This window comes from Micromonospora sp. NPDC005252, from assembly GCF_042872475.1.
Lineage (GTDB): Bacteria > Actinomycetota > Actinomycetes > Mycobacteriales > Micromonosporaceae > Micromonospora.
Map to the genome: position 1 here is coordinate 139,694 of NZ_JBIAKN010000002.1, position 24,408 is coordinate 164,101.

Annotated in this window: 19 protein-coding genes; 13 read left to right on the forward strand and 6 right to left on the reverse strand. The window is 70.4% G+C overall.

Annotation, left to right across the window (positions count from 1 at the left end):
• Positions 1-6: 6 nt before the first annotated feature.
• Positions 7-651: a hypothetical protein gene (locus ACFYPH_RS06420; protein WP_387179629.1), complete on the reverse strand. Its 645-nt coding sequence runs from the start codon at positions 649-651 to the stop codon at positions 7-9.
• On the opposite strand from ACFYPH_RS06420, the gene ACFYPH_RS06425 reads away from it, so the two are divergent.
• The 7 genes from ACFYPH_RS06425 (at position 611) to ACFYPH_RS06455 (ending at position 14,448) form a co-directional block, all read left to right on the forward strand.
• Positions 611-4,375, forward strand: coding sequence for a hypothetical protein (locus ACFYPH_RS06425; RefSeq protein ID WP_387179632.1), 3,765 nt, complete (start codon positions 611-613; stop codon positions 4,373-4,375). The genes ACFYPH_RS06420 and ACFYPH_RS06425 overlap by 41 nt on opposite strands.
• Entirely contained in the window at positions 4,372-7,113 is a 2,742-nt protein-coding gene (gene pglZ / locus ACFYPH_RS06430) for a BREX-2 system phosphatase PglZ (protein WP_387179635.1), read from the forward strand. The genes ACFYPH_RS06425 and pglZ overlap by 4 nt, the downstream gene beginning before the upstream one ends.
• Positions 7,110-8,423, forward strand: a complete 1,314-nt coding sequence (gene brxD, locus ACFYPH_RS06435; protein ID WP_387179638.1) for a BREX system ATP-binding protein BrxD — start codon at positions 7,110-7,112, stop codon at positions 8,421-8,423. The genes pglZ and brxD overlap by 4 nt, the downstream gene beginning before the upstream one ends.
• A gap of 14 nt (positions 8,424-8,437) precedes the next feature.
• On the forward strand, positions 8,438-9,616 hold the full coding sequence (locus ACFYPH_RS06440) for an ATP-binding protein (RefSeq protein ID WP_387179641.1): 1,179 nt from the start codon (positions 8,438-8,440) through the stop codon (positions 9,614-9,616).
• On the forward strand, positions 9,613-10,632 hold the full coding sequence (locus ACFYPH_RS06445; protein WP_387179644.1) for a ParA family protein: 1,020 nt from the start codon (positions 9,613-9,615) through the stop codon (positions 10,630-10,632). The genes ACFYPH_RS06440 and ACFYPH_RS06445 overlap by 4 nt, the downstream gene beginning before the upstream one ends.
• Positions 10,629-12,761, forward strand: a complete 2,133-nt coding sequence (locus tag ACFYPH_RS06450; RefSeq protein WP_387179647.1) for a DEAD/DEAH box helicase — start codon at positions 10,629-10,631, stop codon at positions 12,759-12,761. Before ACFYPH_RS06445 ends, ACFYPH_RS06450 begins: the two co-directional genes overlap by 4 nt.
• A 142-nt stretch (positions 12,762-12,903) precedes the next feature.
• Complete coding sequence (locus tag ACFYPH_RS06455) at positions 12,904-14,448, forward strand: NAD(P)-binding domain-containing protein (protein ID WP_387179650.1); 1,545 nt, start codon at positions 12,904-12,906, stop codon at positions 14,446-14,448.
• Here ACFYPH_RS06455 and ACFYPH_RS06460 read toward each other — a convergent pair.
• The 4 genes from ACFYPH_RS06460 to ACFYPH_RS06475 all read right to left on the reverse strand — a co-directional run bounded on the left by ACFYPH_RS06460 (position 14,432) and on the right by ACFYPH_RS06475 (position 18,183).
• Positions 14,432-15,142: a nitroreductase family protein gene (locus ACFYPH_RS06460; RefSeq protein WP_387179653.1), complete on the reverse strand. Its 711-nt coding sequence runs from the start codon at positions 15,140-15,142 to the stop codon at positions 14,432-14,434. The two genes, ACFYPH_RS06455 and ACFYPH_RS06460, sit on opposite strands and share 17 nt — an antisense overlap.
• A 23-nt stretch (positions 15,143-15,165) precedes the next feature.
• Positions 15,166-16,317: a glutamate--cysteine ligase gene (locus ACFYPH_RS06465; RefSeq protein ID WP_387179656.1), complete on the reverse strand. Its 1,152-nt coding sequence runs from the start codon at positions 16,315-16,317 to the stop codon at positions 15,166-15,168.
• 47 nt (positions 16,318-16,364) lie between these two features.
• Complete coding sequence (locus ACFYPH_RS06470; protein WP_387179659.1) at positions 16,365-17,528, reverse strand: M20/M25/M40 family metallo-hydrolase; 1,164 nt, start codon at positions 17,526-17,528, stop codon at positions 16,365-16,367.
• Positions 17,529-17,619: 91 nt separating this feature from the next.
• Entirely contained in the window at positions 17,620-18,183 is a 564-nt protein-coding gene (locus ACFYPH_RS06475) for a carboxymuconolactone decarboxylase family protein (protein WP_354859603.1), read from the reverse strand.
• Positions 18,184-18,496: 313 nt separating this feature from the next.
• Here ACFYPH_RS06475 and ACFYPH_RS06480 point away from each other — a divergent pair, with 313 nt between their 5' ends.
• Positions 18,497-19,447 carry a DUF559 domain-containing protein gene (locus ACFYPH_RS06480; protein ID WP_387179663.1) on the forward strand — a complete coding sequence of 317 codons (951 nt, stop codon included), beginning with the start codon at positions 18,497-18,499 and terminating at the stop codon, positions 19,445-19,447.
• A gap of 182 nt (positions 19,448-19,629) precedes the next feature.
• Here the strand turns inward: ACFYPH_RS06480 and ACFYPH_RS06485 are convergent, their stop codons facing one another.
• On the reverse strand, positions 19,630-20,403 hold the full coding sequence (locus tag ACFYPH_RS06485; protein ID WP_354859599.1) for a hypothetical protein: 774 nt from the start codon (positions 20,401-20,403) through the stop codon (positions 19,630-19,632).
• Between the two features lie 264 nt (positions 20,404-20,667).
• Between ACFYPH_RS06485 and ACFYPH_RS06490 the strand changes: the two genes are divergently transcribed.
• From ACFYPH_RS06490 to ACFYPH_RS06510, 5 genes are all read left to right on the forward strand, one after another.
• Positions 20,668-21,117: a ribonuclease domain-containing protein gene (locus ACFYPH_RS06490; protein ID WP_354859597.1), complete on the forward strand. Its 450-nt coding sequence runs from the start codon at positions 20,668-20,670 to the stop codon at positions 21,115-21,117.
• 414 nt (positions 21,118-21,531) lie between these two features.
• Positions 21,532-22,473, forward strand: coding sequence for a hypothetical protein (locus ACFYPH_RS06495; RefSeq protein ID WP_354859595.1), 942 nt, complete (start codon positions 21,532-21,534; stop codon positions 22,471-22,473).
• A 37-nt stretch (positions 22,474-22,510) separates the two neighbouring features.
• The gene (locus tag ACFYPH_RS06500) at positions 22,511-23,680 is read left to right on the forward strand and encodes a hypothetical protein (protein ID WP_354859592.1); all 1,170 of its coding nucleotides are present in this window, start codon (positions 22,511-22,513) and stop codon (positions 23,678-23,680) included.
• Between the two features lie 16 nt (positions 23,681-23,696).
• The gene (locus tag ACFYPH_RS06505; RefSeq protein WP_234582446.1) at positions 23,697-24,125 is read left to right on the forward strand and encodes a hypothetical protein; all 429 of its coding nucleotides are present in this window, start codon (positions 23,697-23,699) and stop codon (positions 24,123-24,125) included.
• A gap of 28 nt (positions 24,126-24,153) precedes the next feature.
• Positions 24,154-24,408, forward strand: a complete 255-nt coding sequence (locus ACFYPH_RS06510; protein WP_088989350.1) for a hypothetical protein — start codon at positions 24,154-24,156, stop codon at positions 24,406-24,408.

Genomic DNA, 24,408 nt, shown 5'->3' on the forward strand with positions numbered 1-24,408 from the left:
GCTCGCTCAGCCGGCCAGTGCCTTCATCGACTGACGATGCCGGTCGAAGGCGCCCTCGATGGCCGGGAGGGCACTGAGCGCGGAGTGCGGCAAAAATTGGCGCAGATGCCACGTCGCGATCCGCACGTAGTCCCCTGAGCCCGGGCCGTCATCCGGCAGTCGGGTTACGGCGAATGACCAGACGAGCACTAGGGCCAGGGAGTACCCGGTGTCGGGATACTGGTATCTCAGATCCAGCCAGTGCCGGGAATCCTTGGGCAGGTGGAGCGCGCGCCCGTCATGACGAGCTTGGATCAGGCTTTCGGCAAGCGTCGGCAGGGGTTGACCCGCGGCACAATCGTTCACCTCCCACGCGATGTGCGACATCGACGAGAACGCTGACACCGCCGCGATGGTCGCCCTGCATTCCTCACGGTCGAGGTGGCTCTTCGTTCGGAACAGTCTCATACCGCAGCTTCTGAAAGCAGATGCGACGTCAGCATGAATGAAGGGTCCCACGAAGGCTCGCTGCGACTCAATCACCACCAGGTTCTGGCAGCCGCGTCGCAATGCCGGCGCGGCGTCGGGCGCGCGGGTCCTATGCGTGACGTGGATCGGTACGGTATGCAGCATGTCTTCGCCCAGCCCCGCGCCGCTGCTCCGGGAGTTCATCGACATCCCGGAGCGCACGAGCACGAGCGACTTCGTGCTCAAGCTCGCCGACAGTGTCGCCGACGCCGACGCCACCCTGCGCGACTACGTCGTCACGGACCGGCTGGTCGGCAACTTCGACGAGGCGCTCGGGTTGATCCGCTCTGCGGTCGAGGGGCATGCATCCAAGGCCGCCTACCTGCACGGCTCCTTCGGTTCCGGTAAGTCGCACTTCATGGGGGTGCTGCACGCGCTGCTGCGCGGCGAGGCCGCTGCCCGGGGCCGGGACGAGCTGGCCCCGTTGGTCGCCAAGCACAGCGTCTGGCTGGACGGCCGCAAGTTCCTGCTGGTCCCGTATCACCTGCTCGACGCCCGCTCGCTGGAGCAGCGCGTGCTGGGCGGCTACGTCGACCGGGTCCGGGCACTGCACCCCGAAGCGCCCATCCCGGCGGTGCACCGGACCGACTCGCTGCTCGAGCAGGCCGCCTCGCTGCGCGAGAAGATCGGTGACAAGCAGTTCATCGACGGCCTGCCCGGCGGGGACGTCGAGGACGAGTGGGGCGAGAGCGAGACGTTCTGGACGTCCGAGCGGCTCGAGCAGGCGTTCGCCGGCGCGTACTCCGACGAGCTGCGCCGCAAGCTCGTCAACGACCTGCTGACCAGCTGGAACAAGGGCTTCTTCAGCAACGCCCGGGAGGACGCTGAGGCGTTCGTCTCGCTCGACCGGGGCTTGACCGAGATCAGCCGGCACGCCAAGGAGCTCGGCTACCACGGCCTGATTCTCTTCCTCGACGAGCTGATCCTCTGGTTGGCCAACTCCATCGGCGACCAGCAGTTCGTCTCCCGCGAGATCCAGAAGATCACCAACTTCGTCGAGGGCGGCGACACCCGCCGGCCGATCCCGGTGGTCAGCTTCATCGCCCGCCAGCGTGACCTGCGCGAACTCGTCGGCGAGGAGGTCACCGGCGCCAACGAGCTCAGCTACCAGGACACCCTCAACCTGGCCAGCGGCCGCTTCGACGTGATCAAGCTGGAGGACCGCAACCTCCCGGAGATCGCCCGTCGCCGGCTGCTCAAACCCCGCGACACCACGGCCGGCGAGGCGATCGGCAAGGCCTTCGACGCCACCACCAAGGTACGCCGGGAGGTCTTCGACACCCTGCTCGGCACCGACTCGGGCAGCGGCGCCGACATCGACGCCTTCCGGTCGACGTACCCGTTCAGCCCGGCGTTCCTCTCCACGCTGGTGCACGTCTCCAGCGCGCTGCAGCGCTCCCGCACCGCGCTCAAGCTGATGCGGCAGCTGCTGGTCGACCGCCGCGACACCCTGCGCCTCGGTCAGCTCGTCCCGCTCGGCGACCTCTACGACGTGATCAGCGGCGGCGGCGACCAGCCCTTCACCGAGAAGCTCAAGGCCGAGTTCGAGATGGCCCAGAAGCTGTACGACCTGAAGCTCCGCCCCTACCTGCTCGGCCAGTACGAGCTCACCGACGACGACCTGGACGCAGCCCGCCGCGGCGACGCGCAGCCCACCGAGATGGCCGGGCGCATTCGGGCCTTCACCGGCGACGACCGGCTGATCAAGACGCTGCTTCTCGCCGCCCTGGCCCCCAGCGTTCCGGCGCTGCGCAACCTCACCGCCCGACGCCTCTCGGCGCTCAACCACGGCAGCATCACCAGCCCGATCCCCGGGGGCGAGGTCGCCCAGGTCAACCGGAAGCTAGCCGACTGGGCCGGCCGGTTCGCCGAGATCCGCATCGGCGAGGGCGACGACCCGATCGTGTCGCTGGAGCTGGTCGGCGTGGACGTCGACAGCGTCCTCGCCACCGCCAAGCACTACGACAACGAGGGCGCCCGCAAGCACATCGTCCAGCGGCTGCTCTGGCAGCAGCTCGGCGTGCCGTGGAGCGACTCGTTCTTCGCCGAGGCGGGGCTGACCTGGCGGGGGAGTCGCCGCACGGTCGAGCTGGTCTACGGCAACGTCCGCGACCCGCACGACATCCGGGACGAGGCGTTCCACCCGAACGATCCGGCCGGCTGGCGGATGATCATCGACTACCCGTTCGACGACGGCAGCCACGGCCCGGCCGACGACCGGCAGCGGGTGCAGGAGCTGACCAGCCGGATGAGCCCCCGCACGGTCTGTTGGATTCCCGCCGCGCTGACCATCGAACGCCGTACCGAGCTGGGCAAGCTCGTCATCATCGACAAGCTGCTCGAAGGGCAGCGCTTCGACAGCCACGCCGAGCACCTCAACCCCGACGACCGGCGCCGGGCGCACGCCGCGCTGACCAACCAGCGCAGCGCGCTGCTGGCCAAGATGCAGGCCGTGCTGCGCCAGGCGTACGGGCTGGCCGGCAAGCAGCCCACCGACGTGCAGCTCGGATTCGACGACCACCTCCAGTCGCTCACCCGCGCCCTGGAGCCGAAGCTGCCCATGGGCGCCACCTTCAACGACGCGCTGCGCAGCATCGGCGACCAGATGCTCGGCCAGCAGTTCCCGGCCCACCCGGACTTCGACCCCGACCGCAAGGGCGAGGCCGTACGCCTGCCTGACGTCAAGGTCGTCCTCGACCACGTCCGGCGGGCCGTCGAGTCACCGGAGGGACGCGTCGAGGTCGAGCGGGCAAACCGGCAGACCCTGCGCCGGATCGCCAACCCGCTTCAGCTCGGCACCATGCACGAGGCGGCGTTCGTCATCGAGGGGCAGTGGACCCAGCACTTCCACCGCCGGGCCGCCGCCGAGGGCATCACGGGCGACCTGCGGGTGGCCGACCTTCTGCGCTGGATCGACGATCCGAGCCCCCGGGGTCTCGACCCGATCGTCGCGCAGCTGGTGGTGGCGACCTTCGCCGAGCAGACCGATCGTGCGTTCCACCTGCACGGCAGCGAGGTGATCCCCGCCCCGGAACCAGGCAGGATCACCGCCGATCACACGCTGCGCGAGCAGCGTCTGCCCGGCGAGGAGGACTGGGACATCGCCCGCGCCCGGTCCGCCGCGGTCTTCGGAGTTCAGCCGCTCGCCCTGCGCCGGGGTCGGCTGGTGGCGATGTTCGGCCGGGACCTGGTCACCAGTGCGACTCGTCATCGTGAAGCCGCTCACGGGCTGGTCGCCCGTCTACAGGAGCACGCAAGCTGGCTGAAGATCGATCAGGAGTCCGGCCGGCTCGCCACGGCCAGGGCCGCCGCTGACCTGTTGGAGGCGCTGGTCAACGGACGGTCGGCGGTGGAGGTGGTCGAACGGCTCGCCCGCGCGGAACTCGCCGGCCCCGCCGACCGCACCGGTCGGAGCATCAGCAGTGCTTCGCAGGTGTCGGCGGCGTTGGCCGCCGCGCCCTGGGACACCTTCGAGATCGTGGCTGGTCTGCCCGAGCCGCACGCGGCCGAAGCGGTGGCGATCTTCGCCGAGCTGCGTCGGGTGGCGCAGGCTGACGAGCTGACCGCGCCACTCGCCCCGGCCCTGCGCCGCGCCCAGGGCGACGCGACCGCACTGTTGCGTCGCGCCACCCGCAAGCCGGAAATCGTTTACGTGCCCGGACGTGACGAGGGCATGGACGAAATCGTCCAACCGCGCCGCCCGATCGACGAGGAGACGCCTCGGATTCCAGAGGGCGAGGTCGGCGAGCCGAGTGGGCGGATCTCGGTTCCGGCCGGCGACCTTGACCGAGCGGTGGAGCAGCTGCGTGCCTTCGCCGCTGACCAGGGTGACGCGACTATCGAGGTGACCTGGAGAATCGTGTCGTGACTCAGGCACCTGCCGCCGCTCAGGCGCTGCGGATCAACCCGGTGGCGCTGCGGCAGAAGGTGGCACAGCAGCTCGAACGGCACCGCAACGGTGACGCGTACCCGGTGCTGGTCGTGCGGGCCGAACCGGCCTGGCCGCACGACCCCATGGTGCTGCTGCCCGACGGACGTCCGGTCCGGGTCGTGCCGTGCGTGTCGCCGCTCGCCGTCTGGGAGCACCTCGTCGCCGAGCGGGGCGACGAGGTGCTGGTCCTGCTCACCGACGTCCCGGAGTCAGTGCTGCACCACGGCGTGCGGAGCCGGATCTTCCGGCAGCGGGTGATCACCGTCGAGCCGTGGGACCTGGTCGTCGACGCGTTCGGCGCGCAGGTGCCGGACAGCGCGCTGGAACGCGAATCGTGGGCCGGTGTGGCGCTGCTCGACGCGATGCCGCCGGCGGGCTGGCCGAAGCTCACCACCTCCGTGCTGACCCGGGACGTCGCACTGCGGCACCTCGCCGCGGTGCGGCTCGGCCTCGATCATCGGAGCGAGACCCCGGACGATCTCGACGTGACGACCCTGCTGCGCTGGAGCGCGGAACCGGGCGCCGTCGAGGCGTACGGCTTGCTGCGCGAGGCCGAACGGGACGGGCTCGGTCGTTGGCTGGTAGAACAGTTCGGCCGACCGGCCAAGGCGTTGTTCGCGCTCATCGCGGCCGGACACGGCGCGGAAGCCCTGCCGCTGGGCCTGGTCTGCGACGCGCTCTGGAGCACTGACAGCGCCGACGCGGTACGCGCCCAGGGGCGCGTCGACCAGTACTTCGGCAACCTCAACGACGATGCGACCGTGCGCGGATTCGCGGCTGCCGCCGTGCAGGTGGTCGGCGCGCTGCTCAGCGCACCGGCACCCGAGGTGCAGCGACAGGGGCACGCCGTCCTCGACCGCGCCGAGCAACTGCTCACCCAGTTCAACGCGGTCAACAGCGCCGGCCACAGCCCGATCCTGCGGACCGGGTTCACCCGGCGGATCGCCGCCGCCGGCCAGGCGCTGCTCGCCGGTTTGCGGGACCCGGCGGACCCGGCCCTCGACCAGGCCGTCGAGCACCTCGCCGGGCACCGGCTCGCCGACGCCGAGGCCGAGCGGGTCCGCCGCATCAGGATGGCGCAGCGGCTCGTCCGCTGGTTGGGCACGGCGGTGGCAGCGCCGGAGAGCGTCGCGGACGGTGTGGACCGGCAGATCGCCGAATGGGGCTGGGTGGACCTCGCGCTCAACCACGTCTGGGCCGGCGAGGAGGCCCACCCGGAGCTGCAGCACGCGTTCCGGGAGATCCATGAGCGGGCGCAGCAACGTCGCCGCGACCTCGACGGCGCCTTCGCCGGCCGGCTCGCTGCTTGGGCCACCGCGGGCCCCGGCAACGACGGCGGCCTGCTGACGGTGGAGAACCTGCTCCCGCGGGTGATCGACCCGCTGATCCGCGCGGACCGGCCGGTGCTGCTCGTCGTGCTCGACGGCATGAGCGCCGCGGTCGCCGTGCAACTGGCCGATCAGCTGTCCCCGCACTGGGTGGAGTACGACCCGCTCGCCGGGTCCGGCGCGGGCCGGCGGCGAGGGATCGTGGCCGCCCTGCCCACGCTGACTGCGGTTTCCCGTACGTCGCTCTTCGCCGGCGCGCTGCGAGCCGGCAAGCAGGAGCACGAGATCAGGCTCTTCGCCGACGGCCGGTGGGGCAGGGACTCCCGGGTCTTCCACAAGGGCCCGGCGCGCGGCGGAGCGGGGGAGGTGCTGGCCGGTGGACTGGCTGAGGCGGTGTCTGGTTCGGCGCCCGTCGTCGCCGTCGTGATCAACACGGTGGACGACTCCCTGGCGTACGGTCGGGAGGGCAACGAGGCCGGCTGGCAGCTCGATGACCTCGGCTTCCTGCGGAGCCTGCTCGACCAGGCCCGTTCCTCCGGGCGGGCGGTCGTCATCACCAGCGACCACGGCCACGTGCTTGAGCGGGGCGGCGAGCACGTCAAGGCGCTCGACGCCGCCTCCGCGCGGCACCGTGCCGGCCCAGGGCCCGCCGGTCCCGGCGAGGTCGAGCTGACCGGCCCCCGCGTCGTCGCGGATGGCAACCGCATCATCGCGTTGTGGGATCCACTGCTGCGGTACCGCCCGAGCAAGGCCGGCTACCACGGAGGTGCCTCGCTCGCCGAGGTGACCATTCCGTTGCTGGCCTACCTGCTGCCCAACGTGACCGAGCCGCCGGTCGGCTGGGCACCCGTCGAGGAGCGCCGGCCGGACTGGTGGGAGCCGACGACTGCCGCGCCGGTGCCGGTGGCTCCGGCGCGGCAGACGCCCGTACCGAAGGCACGCCGGAAGGCACCCGCAGCCGCAGGTGAGGCGCTGTTCGACGTACCCGAAAGCACCGCGGCGCCCGCAGCGGCGCCGGCTGCCGGCGACGGTGACCTGGTGGACGCGTTGCTCGCCACCGACCTGTTCGAGGCGCAGCACGGCCTGACCCCGCGCCGGTTGGAGGTCAAGAAGATTCGGGCGGCGCTGCGGGCGCTGGTGGACGCCAAGGGCGTGCTGCCGGTGGCCGTGCTGGCCCAGCGGGCCGGCGAGGTGCCGGCCCGTGCCACCGGATTCGCCACCACCCTGCAGCGGATCTTCAACGTGGACAACTACCCGGTGCTGTCGCTGACCGACAACAATCGGACCGTCCGGCTGGACATCCCCCTGCTGCGGGAACAGTTTCGGCTGCCCGGAGGGTCTTCGTGAGTGCGGTCAGCCCGGCCCGCCGGCGTGAGGTGATCGACGCACTGCGGCGAGGTGCGGTGCCGTCGGCCGGACTGGATCTCTTCGCCGTGGGGCTGGACCGGTTCGGTGCCGCGATCGGGGCGGACCTGGACACCGTCGCCGCCGGCGGCTCCGTCTTCAAGGCGGTCCGTGGCGAGTACGGATCCGGAAAGACGTTCTTCACGCGGTGGATCGCCGAGCGGGCGAAACGGGCCAACCTCGCGACCGCGGAGGTGCAGGTCTCGGAGAACGAGACGCCGCTGCACAAGCTCGAGACGGTCTACCGCCGACTCACCGAGCGGCTCACCACCTCGACGTTCTCGGCCAGTGCCCTGCGACCGGTGGTGGACGGATGGTTCTACGCGCTGGAAGAAGACGTCCTGGCAGCGGGGGACGTCGCGCCCGATGACACCTCCGCCCTCGACCGAGCGGTTGAGGGCCTGCTCGACCAGCGCCTCGCAACGGTCAGCCGCAGCGCCCCCGCCTTCGCCGCGGCGCTTCGCGGCTACCGGGCCGCCACCGCACTGGGCGACTCGGCCACCGCTGACGCGGTGCTCGCCTGGCTCGGCGGGCAGCCGCACGTCGCCGCCGCCGCTCGGCGGGTCGCCGGCGGCCGTGGCGACCTCGACCACTTCGCGGCACTGAGCTTCCTGCAGGGCCTGCTCGCGGTGCTGCGTGACAGCGGCCATCCCGGTCTGTTGCTGGTGCTCGACGAGGTGGAGACGCTGCAACGGGTCCGGTCGGACGCCCGCGACAAGGCGCTGAACGCGCTCAGGCAGCTCATCGACGAGGTGCACTCGGGGCGGTTCCCCGGGCTGTATCTGGTCATCACCGGCACCCCGGCCTTCTACGACGGCCCGCAGGGCGTGCAACGGCTCGCACCGCTGGCCCAGCGGCTCGCCGTCGACTTCACCACCGATCCGCGCTTTGACAACCCGCGCGCGGTGCAGATTCGCCTGCCGGGTTTCACCGTCGACTCGCTCGTCGAGTTGGGCGGTCGGGTCCGCGACCTGTACGCGGACGGATCGGCGGCGCCGGAGCGAGTGTCCGCGCTGGTCGACGACGCGTACCTCGAGGCCCTGGCCCGTGCGGTCGCCGGCGGGTTGGGCGGCAAGGTGGGGGTGGCGCCACGCCTGTTCCTGAAAAAGCTTGTGGGAGAGGTGCTTGACCGGGTGGACCAGTTTCCCGACTTCGACCCTCGGCAACACTATGCGCTCACCCTGGCCGCGGCCGAGCTGACGGACGTCGAGCGAAACGCCACGAGCGCCGACGAGATCTCGCTCGACCTCTAGGAAAGAATCAGTTCATGAGCAACGACCTCGCCTCACTCCTCGGCACGCAGGAGACCGCCGCACTCGAGTTCAAGCGGGAAGCGAAGGATCGCAACGCGATCAGGAAGGCGATCTGCGCGCTGTCGAACGACTTGCCGCAGCTCGGAGGGGGCGACCTGCTCATTGGTGTCGACAAACACGGCCAGCCGGTCAGTGGTGTGGACACCTCGGACGAGGCACTGCTGACCTTCACCAACATCCGTGACGAGGGACGCATCCTCGACCGGCCGTCGATGGTCGTCACCCGCGAGCCCTACCGGGGCGAACAGGTCATCCGGATACGGGTCAACGCCTCCCATACGCCGCCGGTCCGATTCGACAACGTCGTCTACGTCCGGCCGGGCCCCTCAACCCGTACGGCGAGCAGCACGGACGAGCGAGTGCTCTCCGAGCGGCGTCGCGCCTACGACACCCCGTTCGACGTCCGCCCCATCGTCGGCGGCACGCTCGACGAACTGGACCTGGAGCTGTTCCGATCCGAGTACCTGCGTCAAGCGGTTGACGCGTCGGTCATAGAGGAGAATCACCGGTCGACCGCACAACAGCTCGCGTCTCTCCGCCTCGCCGACCCGGACGGCTCCCCGACGGTGCTCGGTCTGTTGCTCGTCGGTCTCGATCCGACCAACCGAATTCCCGGCGCCTACCTTCAGTTCGTCCGGTACGAGGGCATCGACGTGGGCGGTGCCATTCAGGACGAGCACGAACTTCGGATCAACGTCATTGATGTCGCCGAGCGACTCGAGAGCGTCTTGAAGGGGCACCTCCGGACCCGCCTGGTCGAGGTGAGCGGATTTCGCGAGGAGCAGCGCCCGAACTATCCCATCGAGGCGCTACGGGAGGTTTGCATGAACGCCCTGATGCACCGCAACTACGAGTCCTCGAACGCGCCCGTACGGATCGCCTGGTTCGACGATCGCGTCGAGGTGACCAACCCCGGCGGTCCATTCGGTCAGGTACGGGCCGACAACTTCGACCGAGTTAATGACTACCGGAACCCGTCGCTGGCAGCTGCAATGAAATCCTTGGGCTTCGTGAACCAGTTTGGGCGGGGCATCGGCCGGATCCGCACTTCCCTTGCGCGCAACGCCAACCCTCCGCCCGAGTTTCTGGTCGACGATTCGTCCTGGACCGTGGTTGTCGGGAGCGCATCATGATCTCTGTTGCGCTGTTCAACAATAAGGGTGGCGTCGGCAAGACGACGTTGACCTACCACCTCGCACACATGCTCCAGCGTCTGGGGCATCGCGTGCTGGCGGTGGACCTGGACCCGCAGTCAAACCTGACTGCGGCTTTCCTCGACGATGAGGCTCTCGAAGATGTGTGGCAGGAGTCGAACGGGGCATCGGGAGCTGAGGAGGCCGATCAAGGGGCACCCACGGTGGCAGCCGCGGTGAAGCCAATCATGGAGGGTATGGGCGATATTCTGCCCTGCCGCGCGGTGACCATCGCCGAAGGGCTTTGGCTAGTTGCTGGCGACCTGACTCTCAGCTCCTTCGAGGACCGGCTGAGTGAGGCGTGGCCGAAGGGTTTCACTGGTGATCCAGCTGCACTCCGCACCACCACAGCCTTCCATCGCATCATCCAGGCAGCCGCGCGGGAGGTGGATGCCGACATCGTGCTCATCGACGTGGGTCCCAACCTGGGCGCGATCAATCGAGCGGCATTGCTGGCCGCCGACACGGTCCTGGTGCCGCTCGCGGCGGACCTCTTCTCTCTGCGTGGCCTGCGTAACCTCGGCCCGACATTGCGCGCGTGGAGGCGGACCTGGCACTACAAGGTCATGCCCGATCTGCCGTCCGGCATCGACGCCCCGGCAGGACTGATGCATCCCCTCGGATACGTGATCATGCAGCCGACCATGCGCCTCGACCGGCCCGTGCGGGCATACCAGCGGTGGCTTGATCGGATTCCGCAGGTCTTCGCCTCGGCGGTGCTCGATGAACCGAACGCCCCGCCTACCGGGCGTCCTTCGGAGATCGCCACTCTGCGCAACTATCAAAGCCTGATGCCGCTGGCCCATGATGCACGTAAGCCGATGTTTGACCTCCGGTCGGCTGACGGCGCTCTTGGCAGCACCCAGACCCTGGTGCAGCGGTGCTTCCAGGACTTCCAGTCGTTGAGCGAAAAGCTCCTGAAGCGGCTCGAAGGGCTGCCCGCACACACCTCATGACCGGCGCGGACCTGCTGCACCCGGTCGTACTGCACCACGTCGTGAACTCTCTGCAGTGGCCGGCATTGCGGCCGTTGCAGGATGCTTCCGTGCAGCCACTGCTGGCAGGAGAGGATGCGCTCCTCCTCGCGCCCACCGCCGGTGGAAAAACCGAGGCGGCGGTGTTCCCGCTCCTGTCTCGGATGGCGCAGGAGAGCTGGTCAGGCACGTCCGTCCTCTACGTCTGCCCATTGAAGGCACTCCTCAACAACCTTCTGCCCCGGCTGGAGACCTACACGGCCTGGCTCGGGCGTCGGGCGGCGCTCTGGCATGGTGATGTGACGACGGGGCGGCGTCGGGCGATCCTGCGCGAGCGTCCGGACATCCTGCTGACGACCCCGGAGTCCCTGGAGTCGATGCTGGTCAGCTCGGTCGTCGATCACGACGTGTTCTTCGGTCAGCTCCGGGCGATCGTCGTCGACGAGGTGCACGCGTTTGCCGGTGATGATCGGGGTTGGCACCTTCTGGCCGTGTTGGAACGCCTCAGCCGGGTGGCGGGGCGCTCGGTGCAGCGCATCGGCCTCTCCGCGACGGTCGGCAACCCGGACCAGCTGTTGGCATGGTTGCAGGGCTCGGGTCATGGCCAGAGGCCAGCGCGGGTGGTAGCACCCGACCTCCTTCCCGCGACGGCTTCGGCGACGCCCGTGCCGCCTCCAGTCGGCGAGGTTGAGCTGGACTATGTCGGATCTGTGCACAACGCGGCGAAGGTGATCGCGGCGCTTCATCACGGACAGAAGCGTCTGGTCTTCTGTGACTCCCGTGCGCTGGTCGAGGACCTTGGTCAACGCCTGCGTGCCCTCAACGTGACGACGTTCCTCTCCCACGCGTCTCTCTCGGTCGACGAGCGGCGGCGGGCGGAGGAAGCCTTTGCTCAGGAGCGCGATTGCGTCATCGTCGCCACCAGCACCCTCGAGCTGGGCATCGACGTCGGTGACCTTGACCGGGTAATCCAGATCAACGCTCCGCGCAGCGTCGCTGCCTTCCTGCAGCGAATCGGCCGGACGGGTCGGCGTCCCGGCAGCACCCGCAACTGTCTGTTCTTGGCCCTGAACGAGGAAGGGCTGCTGCATGCCGCCGGCCTCCTGAACCTCTGGGCGCAGGGTTGGGTCGAGGCAGTCGTGCCCCCACCCGAACCACGACACATCGTCGCGCAGCAGATGTTGGCGCTGTCCCTGCAGCGACATCGCATCGGTGACAGCCTCTGGTCACAGGAGTGGAACGGGCTGGCTCCGTTCGACGAGAGCGCGGACGTGATCGTGCGACACCTCGTTGAGCGTGGGTACCTCGATGTCGACTCCGGGATGCTCTTCATCGGGCCGGAGGCGGAGTTGCGCTTCGGGCGTCGGCACTTCATGGACATGCTGGCGGTTTTTACCGCGCCACCGCAGTTCACCGTTCTGGCTGGTCGTACCGAGATCGGCCGGACCGATCCCGCGCTGTTGACGGTGAAGGTGTCTGGTCCTCGGCTGTTGTTACTCGCCGGCCGCAGTTGGCGGGTTACCCATGTCGACTGGAAACGTCGCCGGTGTTTCGTCGAGCCCGCGGACGGCGGCGGGAAGGCCCTGTGGATGACCAATGGGTCCCGTCAGGGATTGTCGTACGAGATGGTCCGTGCCATGCGCGACGTGTTGCTCGGCGCCGAACCGCCGGTCGCCCTCACTGGCCGGGCGAAGACCAGGCTGGCCGATCTGCGAGACGGCGCGACCTCGATCGTGCATCCCGGGGGCACCGTGATCGCCAGAGACGGCGATGACGAGGTGAGGTGGTGGACCTGGGCTGGCTTCCGTGCGAACGCCACCCTTATCGCCACCCTGAGCGAACTCGTCGACCCAACCCAGCGATACGACGACGCGTCGATTCGGCTGCGGACAGACGTCAACAACCAAACGATGCGAATGGCACTGGCGGATGCTGCCGAGCGGATCTGCCTCCCGGAGGTATCCGACAGGGCGGTTGCCGGCCTCAAGTTCAGTGCAGCACTCCCGGACCGGCTCGCCGTCGCCACACTGGCCACTCGACTGGCGGACATCCCAGCGGCCCGGTCAGTGCTCACTCAACCCATCCGAATGACCCACCGCCCCCCTGCGTGATAGGCCGATGATCACGAGTTGACGCCGCCCTCATCGACGGATGGAGGATCGCGGGGCGCTGTTCGTGCCCGGGACGGCATTGACACATATCGCTTGGCATCCCATGGTCGATGGATTCATCCCTCCGTCGAAGGGCCGCAGGATGCTCAGCAGTGAACACCGGTACGTCATCGTCGGGGCGGGGCCCGCCGGCCTTCAACTGAGCTACTACCTTCAGCAGCACGGCGCCGACTACCTGACGCTGGAGAGTGGCGACGAGCCCGGCGGTTTCTTCCGGCGGTTCCCGCGCCACCGCCGGCTCATCTCGCTGAACAAGGTGCACACCGACAGCACCGATCCGGAGATCCGCCTGCGCTGGGACTGGAACTCGCTGCTCAACGACTCCCCGGACCTGCTGTTCCCGCGCTTCAGCGAGGAGTACCTGCCGGCCGCTGACGACCTGGTGCGCTACCTCGCCGAGTTCCAGCGGGTCCATGCGCTCAACATCCGTTTCGGCACGACTGTCGAGCGGATCACCCGGACCGGCGACGGCTTCGTCGTGGGCACCGACCAGGGAGAGGTGCGCGCGCGTTGCCTGGTCGTCGCGACCGGCTGGGGCCGGCCCTTCGTGCCGGCCATCAAGGGCATCGAGCATGCCATCGGGTACGAGGACATGGTCGTCGACCCCACGGCGTACGACGGTCAGCGGGTCCTGATCATCGGTAAGGGCAATTCGGCCTTCGAGACCGCGTCGGCCATCCTCGGCCGAGCGTCGATGGTGCACCTCGCCAGCCGGCAGCCCCTGCGACTGGCGTGGAACACCAAGCACCCCGGGGACGTGCGTGGTCAGTACGGCGCGATCCTCGACAGCTACCAGTTCAAGACGCTGCACTCGGTGTTGGACTGCACGATCGACGAGATACGGCCCGTCGACGGGCGGTTCCGGGTGTCGATCACGTACACCCACGCCGAGGGGGAGACCGCCGAACTGGACTACCACACGGTGCTGCGGTGCACCGGGTTCCGGATGGACACGACGATGTTCGACGAGACGTCTCGACCCGAGATGGTGCGCGACGGCCGCATGCCCGGCCTACGCCCCGACTGGCAGTCCAGCACCATCGACGACCTGTACTTCGCCGGCACGATCGCCCAGGCGCGGGACGCGAAGCACGCGTCGTCGCCGTTCATCGACGGCTTCCGGTACAACCTCCGGACGTTCACCCGGATCCTGTGGGAGCGCTACGAGGGCGTGCCGCTGGCGTACGCCACGACGCCGGCCGACGCCGTGTCGCTGACCAAGCTGATGCTCGACCGCGTCAACTGGTCCTCGGCGTTGTGGACCCAGTTCGAGTACCTTTGCGACGTCTTCGTCCGTGACGAGGCCACCGGCGACATCCACCACTACGAGGACCTGCCGGAGGACTACGCCGTGGAGCGTTTCGCGGCGGCCACGCAGTGGTACACGCTCGCGTTGCGGTGGGGCCGCGACGACTACGGCGACGTCTTCGCCATCGACCGGCACCCGACCCCCGACCGGGCCCGAGAGAGCGCCTTCATCCACCCGGTGATCCGGCGTTACCGCGGCACGGAACTCGTCCACGAACAGCACCTGCTGGAGGATCTGCTCGCCGAGTGGCGACGCCCGGACCGACACGTCGAGCCGTTGGTCGAGTTCCTGACCGGGGACCTCACCAACGGATCATGACCTCGTCGAGGGGTTTGCGGGCCAGATCGGGGACGTGGGCGTCCGGGGTGGGATAACCGACGGGCATCACGACGTACGGGCGCTCCTCCGCAGGTCGCTCGCACACCTCGTTGAGGAACCGCATCGGGCTGGGCGTGTGGGTCAGTGTGACCAGGCCGGCGTGGTGCAGCGCGGTGATCAGCAGGCCGACCGCGATGCCGACGGACTCCTTGACGTAGTACGGCTTCGGGCTGTGCGGCCCCTGGTGCACCTCGAATACGACGATGACGGCCGGTGCGGTCTCCAGGAACGGCTTGCGCCAGTCGGTGCCGAGCCCGGCGATCGCACCCAGCCACTCCGGCGAGGCGCGGCGGTCGTAGAACGCCCGTTCCTCGGCCTCGGCGGCCTCGCGCAGCCGGCGTTTGCGGGCCGGGTCGGTCAGGACGACGAACCGCCACGGCTGCACGTTGGCGCCGCTGGGCGCGGTCGACGCCGCCCGGATCGCGGCCTCGACGACCCCGTCGGGCAGCGGGTCACTGGCGAAGTCCCGCACCGACCGGCGCTGCGCCATCCGCTGAGCGAACGCCTCCGCCTCGCGCACCATGTCGGCCGGCGGTCGGCGGTGGTGCTGGACGGGGACCCTGGGTACCAGGTCGGTGTCGTTCACCTGTGGCCTCCCTGATGAAACTGTGCCGGTCTCCGGTCCCTCCAGCATCGCGGAGCCGACGCCGCCTGTCGTTACGCAGGCGTGCCCTGTTCGCAGGCGGGCAGGTCGGGGGCGGTCCGGCTGACGAGCTCGTCGACCACGTCGGTCAGACGTCCGCGCGCTGCCTGGGCGGCACGCTGACGGGTCGCGCCGTCGCCGTCCGCAGCGAGCCACTTCAGCCACCCCTCCACCCGTTCGCGGTCACCCGCCGCGTCCAGCGCCGGCCGGGCACGCTCGACCAGCCGCTCCGCCAGGGCCGCGGCGGGCAGCAGCCGGCCCGTGCCGACGTCGACGCCGTGGCCGCCCATCCCGTCGCGGGCGGCCCGCCAGTAGGCGAGTCGCAGCAGCTCGGGAGCCAGCCGCGGGCCCTCGTCGCCCCGGTCGACGGCCTCCCCGGCGGCGACCACCAGGGCCCGCACCAGGGCAGCGAGCGCCGCGGACTCGGCGGCGGTGACGGGCACGTCGGCCACCCGTACCTCAAGCGTGGGGTGGTGCGTGGACAGGCGCAGGTCCCAGAAGATCGTGCCGTGGTCGACCAGCGCGCCGGCGTCGAGGAGCATGTCCACGTGGTCGTCGTACTGCCGGGCGGACGTCAGGTACGGCGGCGGGCCGGCCACCGGCCAGCGCCCCCACGTGACGCTGCGCCAACTCGCGTAGCCGGTGTCGCGCTGCGCCCAGTAGGGCGAGTTGGCGCAGAGGGCGAGGAGCACCGGCAGGTGTGCGCGCAGGTGGTTGCCGATCAGCACGGCCCGGTCCCGGTCGGGCTGCTGCACGTGGACGTGCACGGCGCAGATCGCCAGCTCGTCGTGCAGCCCACGGAAGGTGGCGGTGCCCCGATCCTGCCGCGGCCCCTCGGTGAGCGGCGGCGGCACGGCACGGCCCAGCACCGGCGAGCCGCTGGCGATCACCCGCAGACCCGCCGAACGGGCCGCGGTCTGGATGGCGGCCCGGCCCTCGACGAGCTGCGCGGCGAGGTCGTCGAGGCTCTGGCACGGGTCGGTGCGGGTCTCGATCTGCAACCGGGTGATCTCGCCGCCGACCCGAGGGCCGAGCGTCGCTCGCGCGCCGTCGACGACGGTGGCCGCCTCCGGTACGACCTCGCCCCGGTCGGCGTCGACGACGAGGAATTCCTCCTCGACGCCGAGCGGGGGAATGAGCGATTCCGAGTGCTGTCCCGTAGGCATGCCGAAGCCGACCCCTCGCTGCCGGTCACGCACCGGCGAGAAGCACGTTACGGGATGTCGTCGATGAGTCGCGGCCCGAAATGATCCATCGTGGACAGCGCGTCGACGAGTCCGGCGAGCAGCGCCGTCCGTTCGGGCATCCGGTCGAGGCAGATGTACTCGTCGGCGGCGTGCGCTCCGCCACCGACCGCGCCCAGGCCGTCGAGGGTCGGTACGCCCAACGCGGCGGTGAAGTTGCCGTCGGACGCGCCAGCGGCGTACGCGCCGGTGAGGCGCGGGATGCCCAGCCGGCGGGCGATCGACTGGGCCACCTCCAGCAGTGGCCGCGCGAGCTCCGGAGCCATCGGGTAGCGGTTGATTCCACCCTGCACGGCCAGCGTCGCCTCGGGCAGGAACGGGACGAGCCCGCGGATGGCGTGGTCGACGCGTTCGAGTTCGTCCCTCGTCCAGGCCCGGACGTCGACGGCCAGGCTGGCGCGCTCGGGCACCGTGTTCGTCGTGGTGCCGGCGGAGAGCACTGTCGGTGTGACGGAGGTGCCGCCGCTGTCGGGCGCGCCGAGCGCGCCCAGGCTGAGAACCTGGTGGGCGACCTCGACGGTGGCGTTGACTCCGCGCTGGGGTTCGACGCCGGCGTGGGCCGCCCGACCCGAGACGGTGAGGCGGTAGACCGAGCCACCCTTGCGGGCCACCTTCAGGTGCCCGTCCGGGGTGGCCGCCTCGCAGACGAGAACCGCGCCCGAGCGCCGCGCCGCGCGCTCGATCAGGTGCCGCGACGTGCCGGACCCGCTCTCCTCGTCGCAGGTCAGCAGCACGCCGACCGCCGAGGTGTCCTCGATCAGGCTCAGGGCCGTGAACATCTGCACGATGCCGGCCTTCATGTCGCACACACCGGGCCCCGTCGCCACGTCCCCGCGGACGGCGAAGGGCCGGGACCGGATCGTGCCCACCGGAAAGACGGTGTCGAAGTGCCCGAGCAGCAGCACGCGCTGGTCGGCGGCCGGCCACAGCAGGTGCGGCAGGCCGTCGATCACGACCCGGTGGGCGGGCCGGCCGAGCACGTCCTCCCCCCAGTCGGCGAGCAGGTCGGCACAGGACTCCAGCTCAGGCAGCGAGCCCGGTGCCGACTCGCAGGAGACGAGTGTGCTCAGCCGGTCGACCATGTCAGCTCGGAGCCGCTGGGCGGCGTCGAGCAGGAAGCGGGGACGGTCCATCGATCCCTCCAACCGCACGGCCGACGGGCTTCATCAGGCGTGCCCGTCGACCATCTCAGGGGGATCGGGGTGCGGTCACCCGTGGTTGTGCTCAGACTGCCGGTGTACGGGCCGCCGACCCGTAGCCGACGTCGACGATCCGGTGTGCCATCCCGGCGTAGGCCTCCTGGCCCTCGGGCGCGAACGTGCCGAGCCCGTCGACGTAGCGGTTGAACATGCAGAACGCGGCGGCGATCAGGACGGTGTCGTGGATCTCCAGGTCGGTGGCGCCCTCGGCGCGGGCGTCGGCGACCAGCTCGGTGGTGACGTTGCGGCCACTGATCTGCACCGCGCCGGCGATGCGCAGCAGCGCCCGCAGCTTGGCCGAGATGGGGGCGGTGTCGAGATCCGCGCGTACCTGGTCGACGAGGGTCATGCCCTCATCGAGCTGCGCGGCGGCGAACGCCGAGTGCGACGCGCAGCAGAAGGTGCACTCGTTGCGCCCGGAGACGTACGCGGCGATCAGCTCGCGCTCGCCGCGCGGGAGCGTGTGCGGGGCGCGCAGCAGCACCTCGGCCAACTCGTTGAGCGGCTTCGCCGTTTCCGGGCGGTACCGCATCGGGCCGGTGACGCCGGGAAACTCCTTCTCGTCGATCCCCAGATCGATGTGCGCCATGGTGATCTGCCCTCCAGCCGTGAACCGGCCCGACCGGGAGGACGCCTCTGCCGGCGACGACTGCCCGTGCGGGGCGACGTGACAGGCGCCGCGCAGCCACGATCTCATCCCGTCCGACGAACGTCTTTCTTCATTCATGCTCTTTCCCACGACCGACCCGGACGGCGCGGCGACGGCCGGGCAGGCCCGGACGGATCACCACCGCATACCACGGGGATCCGCGGAGTGGTGTGCTGTCCACAGGCTCCTGCACTGTCCACAGCGGTGCCCGCACAGGCAATGGTCGACGGCTCCGTGCGGCACGGTCGGGCCCGTGGATCCGCGACTGCGTGCCCTGTTGGTTCGGGGCGGTGGGCTGTGCACCTGGTCAGACGTGGTGCGAGTGGCACCCGAGTGGACGATTCAGGCCGCCCGGCGGGCGGGTCGGTTGGTGCGCCCGCTGCCCGGGGTCTACCTGGACGCCACCCTGATCCGGAGCACGGGCGCGGACGTGCCGATCCTGGCCCGGATCGAGCCCGAGCTGGCACGCCGGGCAGCCCTCGCGTACGCCGACGGCTGCGGCGCGCTCGGTCGACTGACCGCGCTCGACGTGTGGGGCCTACGCCGCCAGCCACCTGGTGAGCCGGTACACCTCGATCTGCCCGCCGGATCGGGCCTGCGGGGTCGGCCGCATCTCGTGGTGCGCCATCGCGCCGGGTTCGCGGTCGGGCCGCCGCAGGTGGTGGTACGGGGTGGGTTGCCGGTGACGCGGCTCGACCGGACCCTGGTGGACTGTTGGCCGCTGCTGCCACCGGTTGACCGCGCCGGGCCCCTCATCAGGGCGGTCAACGACCGGCTCACCACGCCACAGCGGCTCGTCGTCGCCCTGGCCGACGTGCCCCGGTTGGCCGATCGCGCGGCGCTGCGCGGTCTGCTGGATCGGCTCGCCGCCGGTTGCCGCAGCCCGCTTGAGATCTGGGGTCACGACCACGTCTTCACGGGTCCGGGTATGCCCACCTTCATCCGGCAGGCGCGGGTACGGGTCGGTGCCCGAACCATCTACCTCGACATGTTCGCCGAGGCGGAGCGCGTCAACGTCGAACTGGACGGCGCCACCACCCATGGCGATCCGGTCGAACGCGAGGTCGACCTCCGCCGCGACGCCCTGCTGGCCACCAGGGGAATCCTCGTCGTCCGCTTCACCCACCGCCGCCTCCTGGCGAACCCCGCCGAGGTCCGCCAGCAGACCCTGGCAATCCTCGCCAGCCGCCGCGCTCGCTCATGATCACTTGATGCTGACTAGTTTTCCGGAGCCCCTGACAACTGCTCAGCATCAAGTGATCATGAGCGGGATGCGGTGCTACTCGGAGGTGGACGAAAGGATGCTAGCCAGCCGGGCCAGCGTTGGCGATCATGGCAGAACGCGCGGATCGGGAACAATCGGCATGAAGGTCTATGCCGACCCGATCAAGATTTGGTAGCGCGGAGATGAAGAAGTTCGCCGATCCACCGCGCGGCCTCCCGCTGGGCGGCGAGCAGGTGCTGGCGGGCGTCGGCCACCTCCTGGTCGGCGTCCGCGTCGAGGTGGTCGCCCAGGATCGTCGTCCACCGTCGGCTCAGCTCCTCGGCGTACGTCGCCCTGCGCAACTGTTCGTCGAACTGGTACTCCAGTTTCACCATCCGGTCGACGTGCGGCTGGAGCGCCGGCATGATCCGCTCGTCGAGCCGGACGGCGGCGTCGGGTCGGCAGGTGATGAGGACGTCGCCGCGCTGGTAGCGCCACTCGGGATCGTCGGCGAGCGCCCGCTGCAACGCCACCTCCAGATCGGCTGCCCGGTGCGGCGGCAGGTCCCGGGCGGCGTCGGCGGCCAGCCGGGTCAGCCGTTGGATGGCGTTCGGTTGGAAGTACTGCACGTACCAGCTCAACACCTCGGCGCGCAGGCTCGCGGGTGACGACCAGGCGAACGTGGCGCGGACGTAGAACGAGTACACGTACCCGCGAGAGGGGACCGCGATCAGCCGGGGCGCGTCGCGCTGTTCGATGAGCGGACCCGGCGGGGACGGTCCGGCCCCGGCTCCGACGGGTGCCTCGTCCTGGAGCGCGGCCACCAGCCGATCCCACGTCCGTGCCCACCACCGCCAACCCCGGACACTCACGTCCCGGGCGATGGTCAGCCCACGGATGCCCCGCCGACGCCACAGGTCCGCGGGCCTCGGCCTCTCCTCGGGAGCGTCCGTCATGGCACCCCTTCACGGTCACCGATCCGCATGTCACGCTAACAACCGATGACCGATATGCCCGTAGCCGCGCCGATGGCCCCAGGTCGGGTCGGCGTCGGGATGCTCGCGCTGCCCCCGCTGGTGGGGGGACCGATGGTCCGGGGTTCATCGAGCATTGTGGAGCAGTTGGGGTGCGCGGGCTGTTGCTGACGGCCGGCAACGGCGAGACTGACTCCGGTCCGCCAATCACGCGGATCGATGGATCGGATGGTCTGGAGGCAGCCTGTGTCCACCCTCGTGTCCCCGCTGGCCACGCTCGGCGCGATCCGCCGGCGTACCACCACCCTCGCCCTGCTCCTCACCATGGTCGCCGCCGCGCTGGTCGGCCCGTCCGTGGTGGCCCCACGGTTGACCGACTCCGCGTCGGCGGCGGTCTACAGCTCCTGCACCGTCAGCCGCTGCGCGGACGCGCGCACCGCACGCTCCGGCTGGTCCGCCAAGGGCTTCCCGACCAGCCGCGGCTGGTACTCCTGGAGCGGCGGGCTGTCCAACTTCGCCGGCGGCCGGTTCTACAACAACGAGGGTCAACTGCCCACCAACGCCACCTACTACGAGTACGACGTGTACCCGCGTACCCAGGGCGCCGCCCGCGACGCGTACCGGATCGTGGTGAACCGCAGCAGCGGCGCCACCTGGTTCTCGCCCAACCACTACACCGACTTCTACCGGCTCTGATCGACCCGAGGGCCGGCCGGTCGCACTCGGCCGGCCCTCGAGGCGTCGCCCCGGCCGGATCGGGAGGCACGCACGGAATGTCGCGGTCGGTGACGGCCGGCGGGGCGGTTACTCCAATGAGCGTTATGACTCTGAGGAATGAATATGACTCTGAGGTATGTCGCTCTCACGAGTGACCGGGGCCGGACGGTGCCGGGCGCGCCGGATCGTGCCTCCCGCCGAGACAACGCCAGCCCGGCCGAGGACGGTCAGTCGACAAGCCGCCGCTGACTGTGTGGGTGCTCAGTTCCCGACAGTCCGGACCTCGCCGGGGCACGGTGACGGTGGTGGTGACGCTCGGGTGACGGCCCCTTCGCGATCCTCGTGCCCAGCCGGGCGGCGTGCCCTGGCAGGGGCAGCGGGGAGGCCGGTGCGGTGGACTTCGTCGACGGGGTGCTGGTGCGGCTGGCCGATCCGGGCACCCGCGCCGCCGTCTTCGACGACGCGTCGCTGGCCCACCTGGTCGAGGCCGCGTACGACACCGAGGCGATGCCGGTCGCGCCCCCGTACGCGGCGGTCTTCGACGAGCTGACCCTCGGCTTCGCCGCCGCGCCCGCGACGCTGGCCGAGGGGGAGTGGCTGGGGTCCGGCGGCACCACCCGTACCGAGCTGCGCGTCCGGCTGCACGGCCTCGGCGGGTCGGCGCTGCGCATCGACGCGCTCTGGCGGGGCAGCCTGGTGGTGCGCACCAGCCTCGCCCGGGACCGGGTCGAGGACCTCGACGTGGCGGTGCCGGCCTTCGACGTCGACCCGCAGATCATCGCCGACCTCGGCGCGTTGCCCACCGACCCGGCGCTGTTGGAGACCGAGCGTCGTACCCGACTGGTGGCCCGGCTGCGGGCGGGCCTGCACCAGCCGGCCGCGTTCACCGACGCGCACCTGGACCGGCTGCTCGCGGGCGTCGGCGCCGCGAACGCGGGTGACCTGGTGGCGCGGATGCGCGGGCAGACCGCCGGCGCCACCGTACGGCTGCGCTACGCGGCGCCGCCGGCCGCGCCGCCCACACCCCGTCCGCTGCCGTTCGCCGCCGCCGTGCTGATCCGCGACCGGGGCTTCTCCCTCGCCGACCTGCTCGTCGAGACGCGGCTGGTCCGGGCCCGCGCCGAGGAGCTGGGCCTGGACGTGCCCGCACCCGACGACGTCCGGCGGCGGCACCGGGTGGTCGCCGTCTGGGTGGTCCCCATCGAGACGTTCGACGACGACGGTTGGCCCGGCGGCGACGCCGGCACCGCCGCGCAGAAGCGGGCCACCCGGTTCGCCCGCGCCGGCCAGTGGCTCGCCCGCAGCGGCATCGGACTGGCCGCCGTGACGACCTGAGAACCCAGACCAGCAGCAACTTCGTCCGGGAGGACCCGTGGCACCGACAGCAGCATTCCCGTTCATCGAGGTCCGGATCGTGCCGCCACCGGCGCCGCTGGCCCAGCGCTCGCCGGGCGTCATCGCCGTGGTGGGCAAGGCGCCGTCCACGGCCGACGGTGGCTCCGCCCCGGCGAACACGCCGGTCCGGATCGAGACCCTGGACGACGCGGTCACCAACTTCGCCCGCCGGCAGGCCGGCAACGTGGTCCGCAACGCCCTCTACAACTCGCTGGAACTGGCGTTCCTGCAGGACCCACGGCCGGCCAAGGTGTACGGGGTCAAGGTGGCCGGCGACGACTACGCCGCCGCGCTCGGCGGTCTGGAGGCCGCCGACGACGTGACCATGGTGTCGCTGGCCAACGAGTCGACCGTCGGCAACCCGGCCGGAGCCGGGGCGCCCACCGGGTTGCAGGCGCTCAAGGCGCACGTGGAGACGATGTCGGCCGCCGGCCAGCGGCGGATCGGCTTCGCCATGGTCAACCCGGCCACCGAGAAGGGCCCCAGCTACGTCGCCGACATCACCACCGCGGCGAACCCACTCAAGAGCAGCACCAGCCGGATGGTGATGATCGCCGCCCGGGGCGCCGACGGCGACGCCGCCACCGCCGCGATGGCGGCCGTGGCCGGTCTGCCGGTGCACCACAGCATCGTGCTGAAGAAGATCCGTGGGGTGGCCATCCCGGTGGCCAAGCAGTACAGCCCGGCCGAGATCAAGGGCCTCTCTGAGGCCAACCTCACCCCGATCATCGACCCGACGCTGATCACCGGCGAGAGCCTGCACTTCGCCGACGGGCGGCTGTTCACCACCGATGCGAGCCTGCTGCACGTCGACCTGGTCCGCACCCTCGACCAGATCGAGTTCATGCTCCGCGCCGGTCTCATCGGCCTGGTCGGCGACGCCCGCATCACCAAGCCGGGCATGACCCTGCTCAAGACCCAGGTGGACGGCATCCTCGGCCCACTCAAGCGGCAGGCGGTGATCGACGACTACCGCGTCGAGATCCCGGTGCTCGACATCCTCACCATCCCCGAGGCCGCCCGTACCGCCACCGACACCTCGATCGTCACCGCCGCCCGGGCCGACCGCACCGTCGACCTGGTCGTCACCGTCACGTACGGCCCGGCCGTGAGCCGCCTGCTGGTCACGCTCGTGGCCAAGTTCTGACCGGAGGAACCAGACCATGGAGTGGAAGACCCGCCTCGCGGTGCAGTACACCAAGGGCACCGAGACGGTGTTGATCAGCCCGATCGACTCGTTCAGCCCGTCCTTCTCGCTCAACGTCGAGGCGCTGCACTCGTGCGAGGTGACCCACATGGGCGTCATCCACGCGCCGGTGTCGATGAACTTCACGATGACCGTCAAGGCGATCGGGGATGTCGCCGGCCGGCTCACCAAGCTGGCGCTCGACGGCGAGCTGTTCGACATCGCGCTGCTGGAGCACACCGGCGACGACTGGGCGTTCTCGTCCTTCGTGCTGCGGGACTGCCTGATCACCAGCGCGACACCCACCACCGCCACCATCTCCGGCGCCCCGGCGGCGACCTTCAGCGGTTTCAGCCTGGCCGCCTCGGTCGACCCGAAGACCGGCGACCCGTCCGTTCTGCCGTAACCGACCGACGAGGAACCGGAGGTAGCAGATGGCGACCGGAGCTGGCCGCGCCGCCCGGGTCACCCGTACCGGGCTGGCCCTGGTGCACGCGGGTGAGCTGGTGCTGCCGGCGGCCGGCAGCGAGGCGGAAGCCGAGCAGGTGGCCGAGGACGATCGCGCGGTCATCGCGTACCACTTCCCGGTGGAGATCGAGGTGGTCGCGGCCGGCGGCGCCCTCGACGCCGACGCGCTCGCCGACCTCGCGCTGGCCCGGCTCGCCGAGCACCTGGACGGGCGGTTCTGA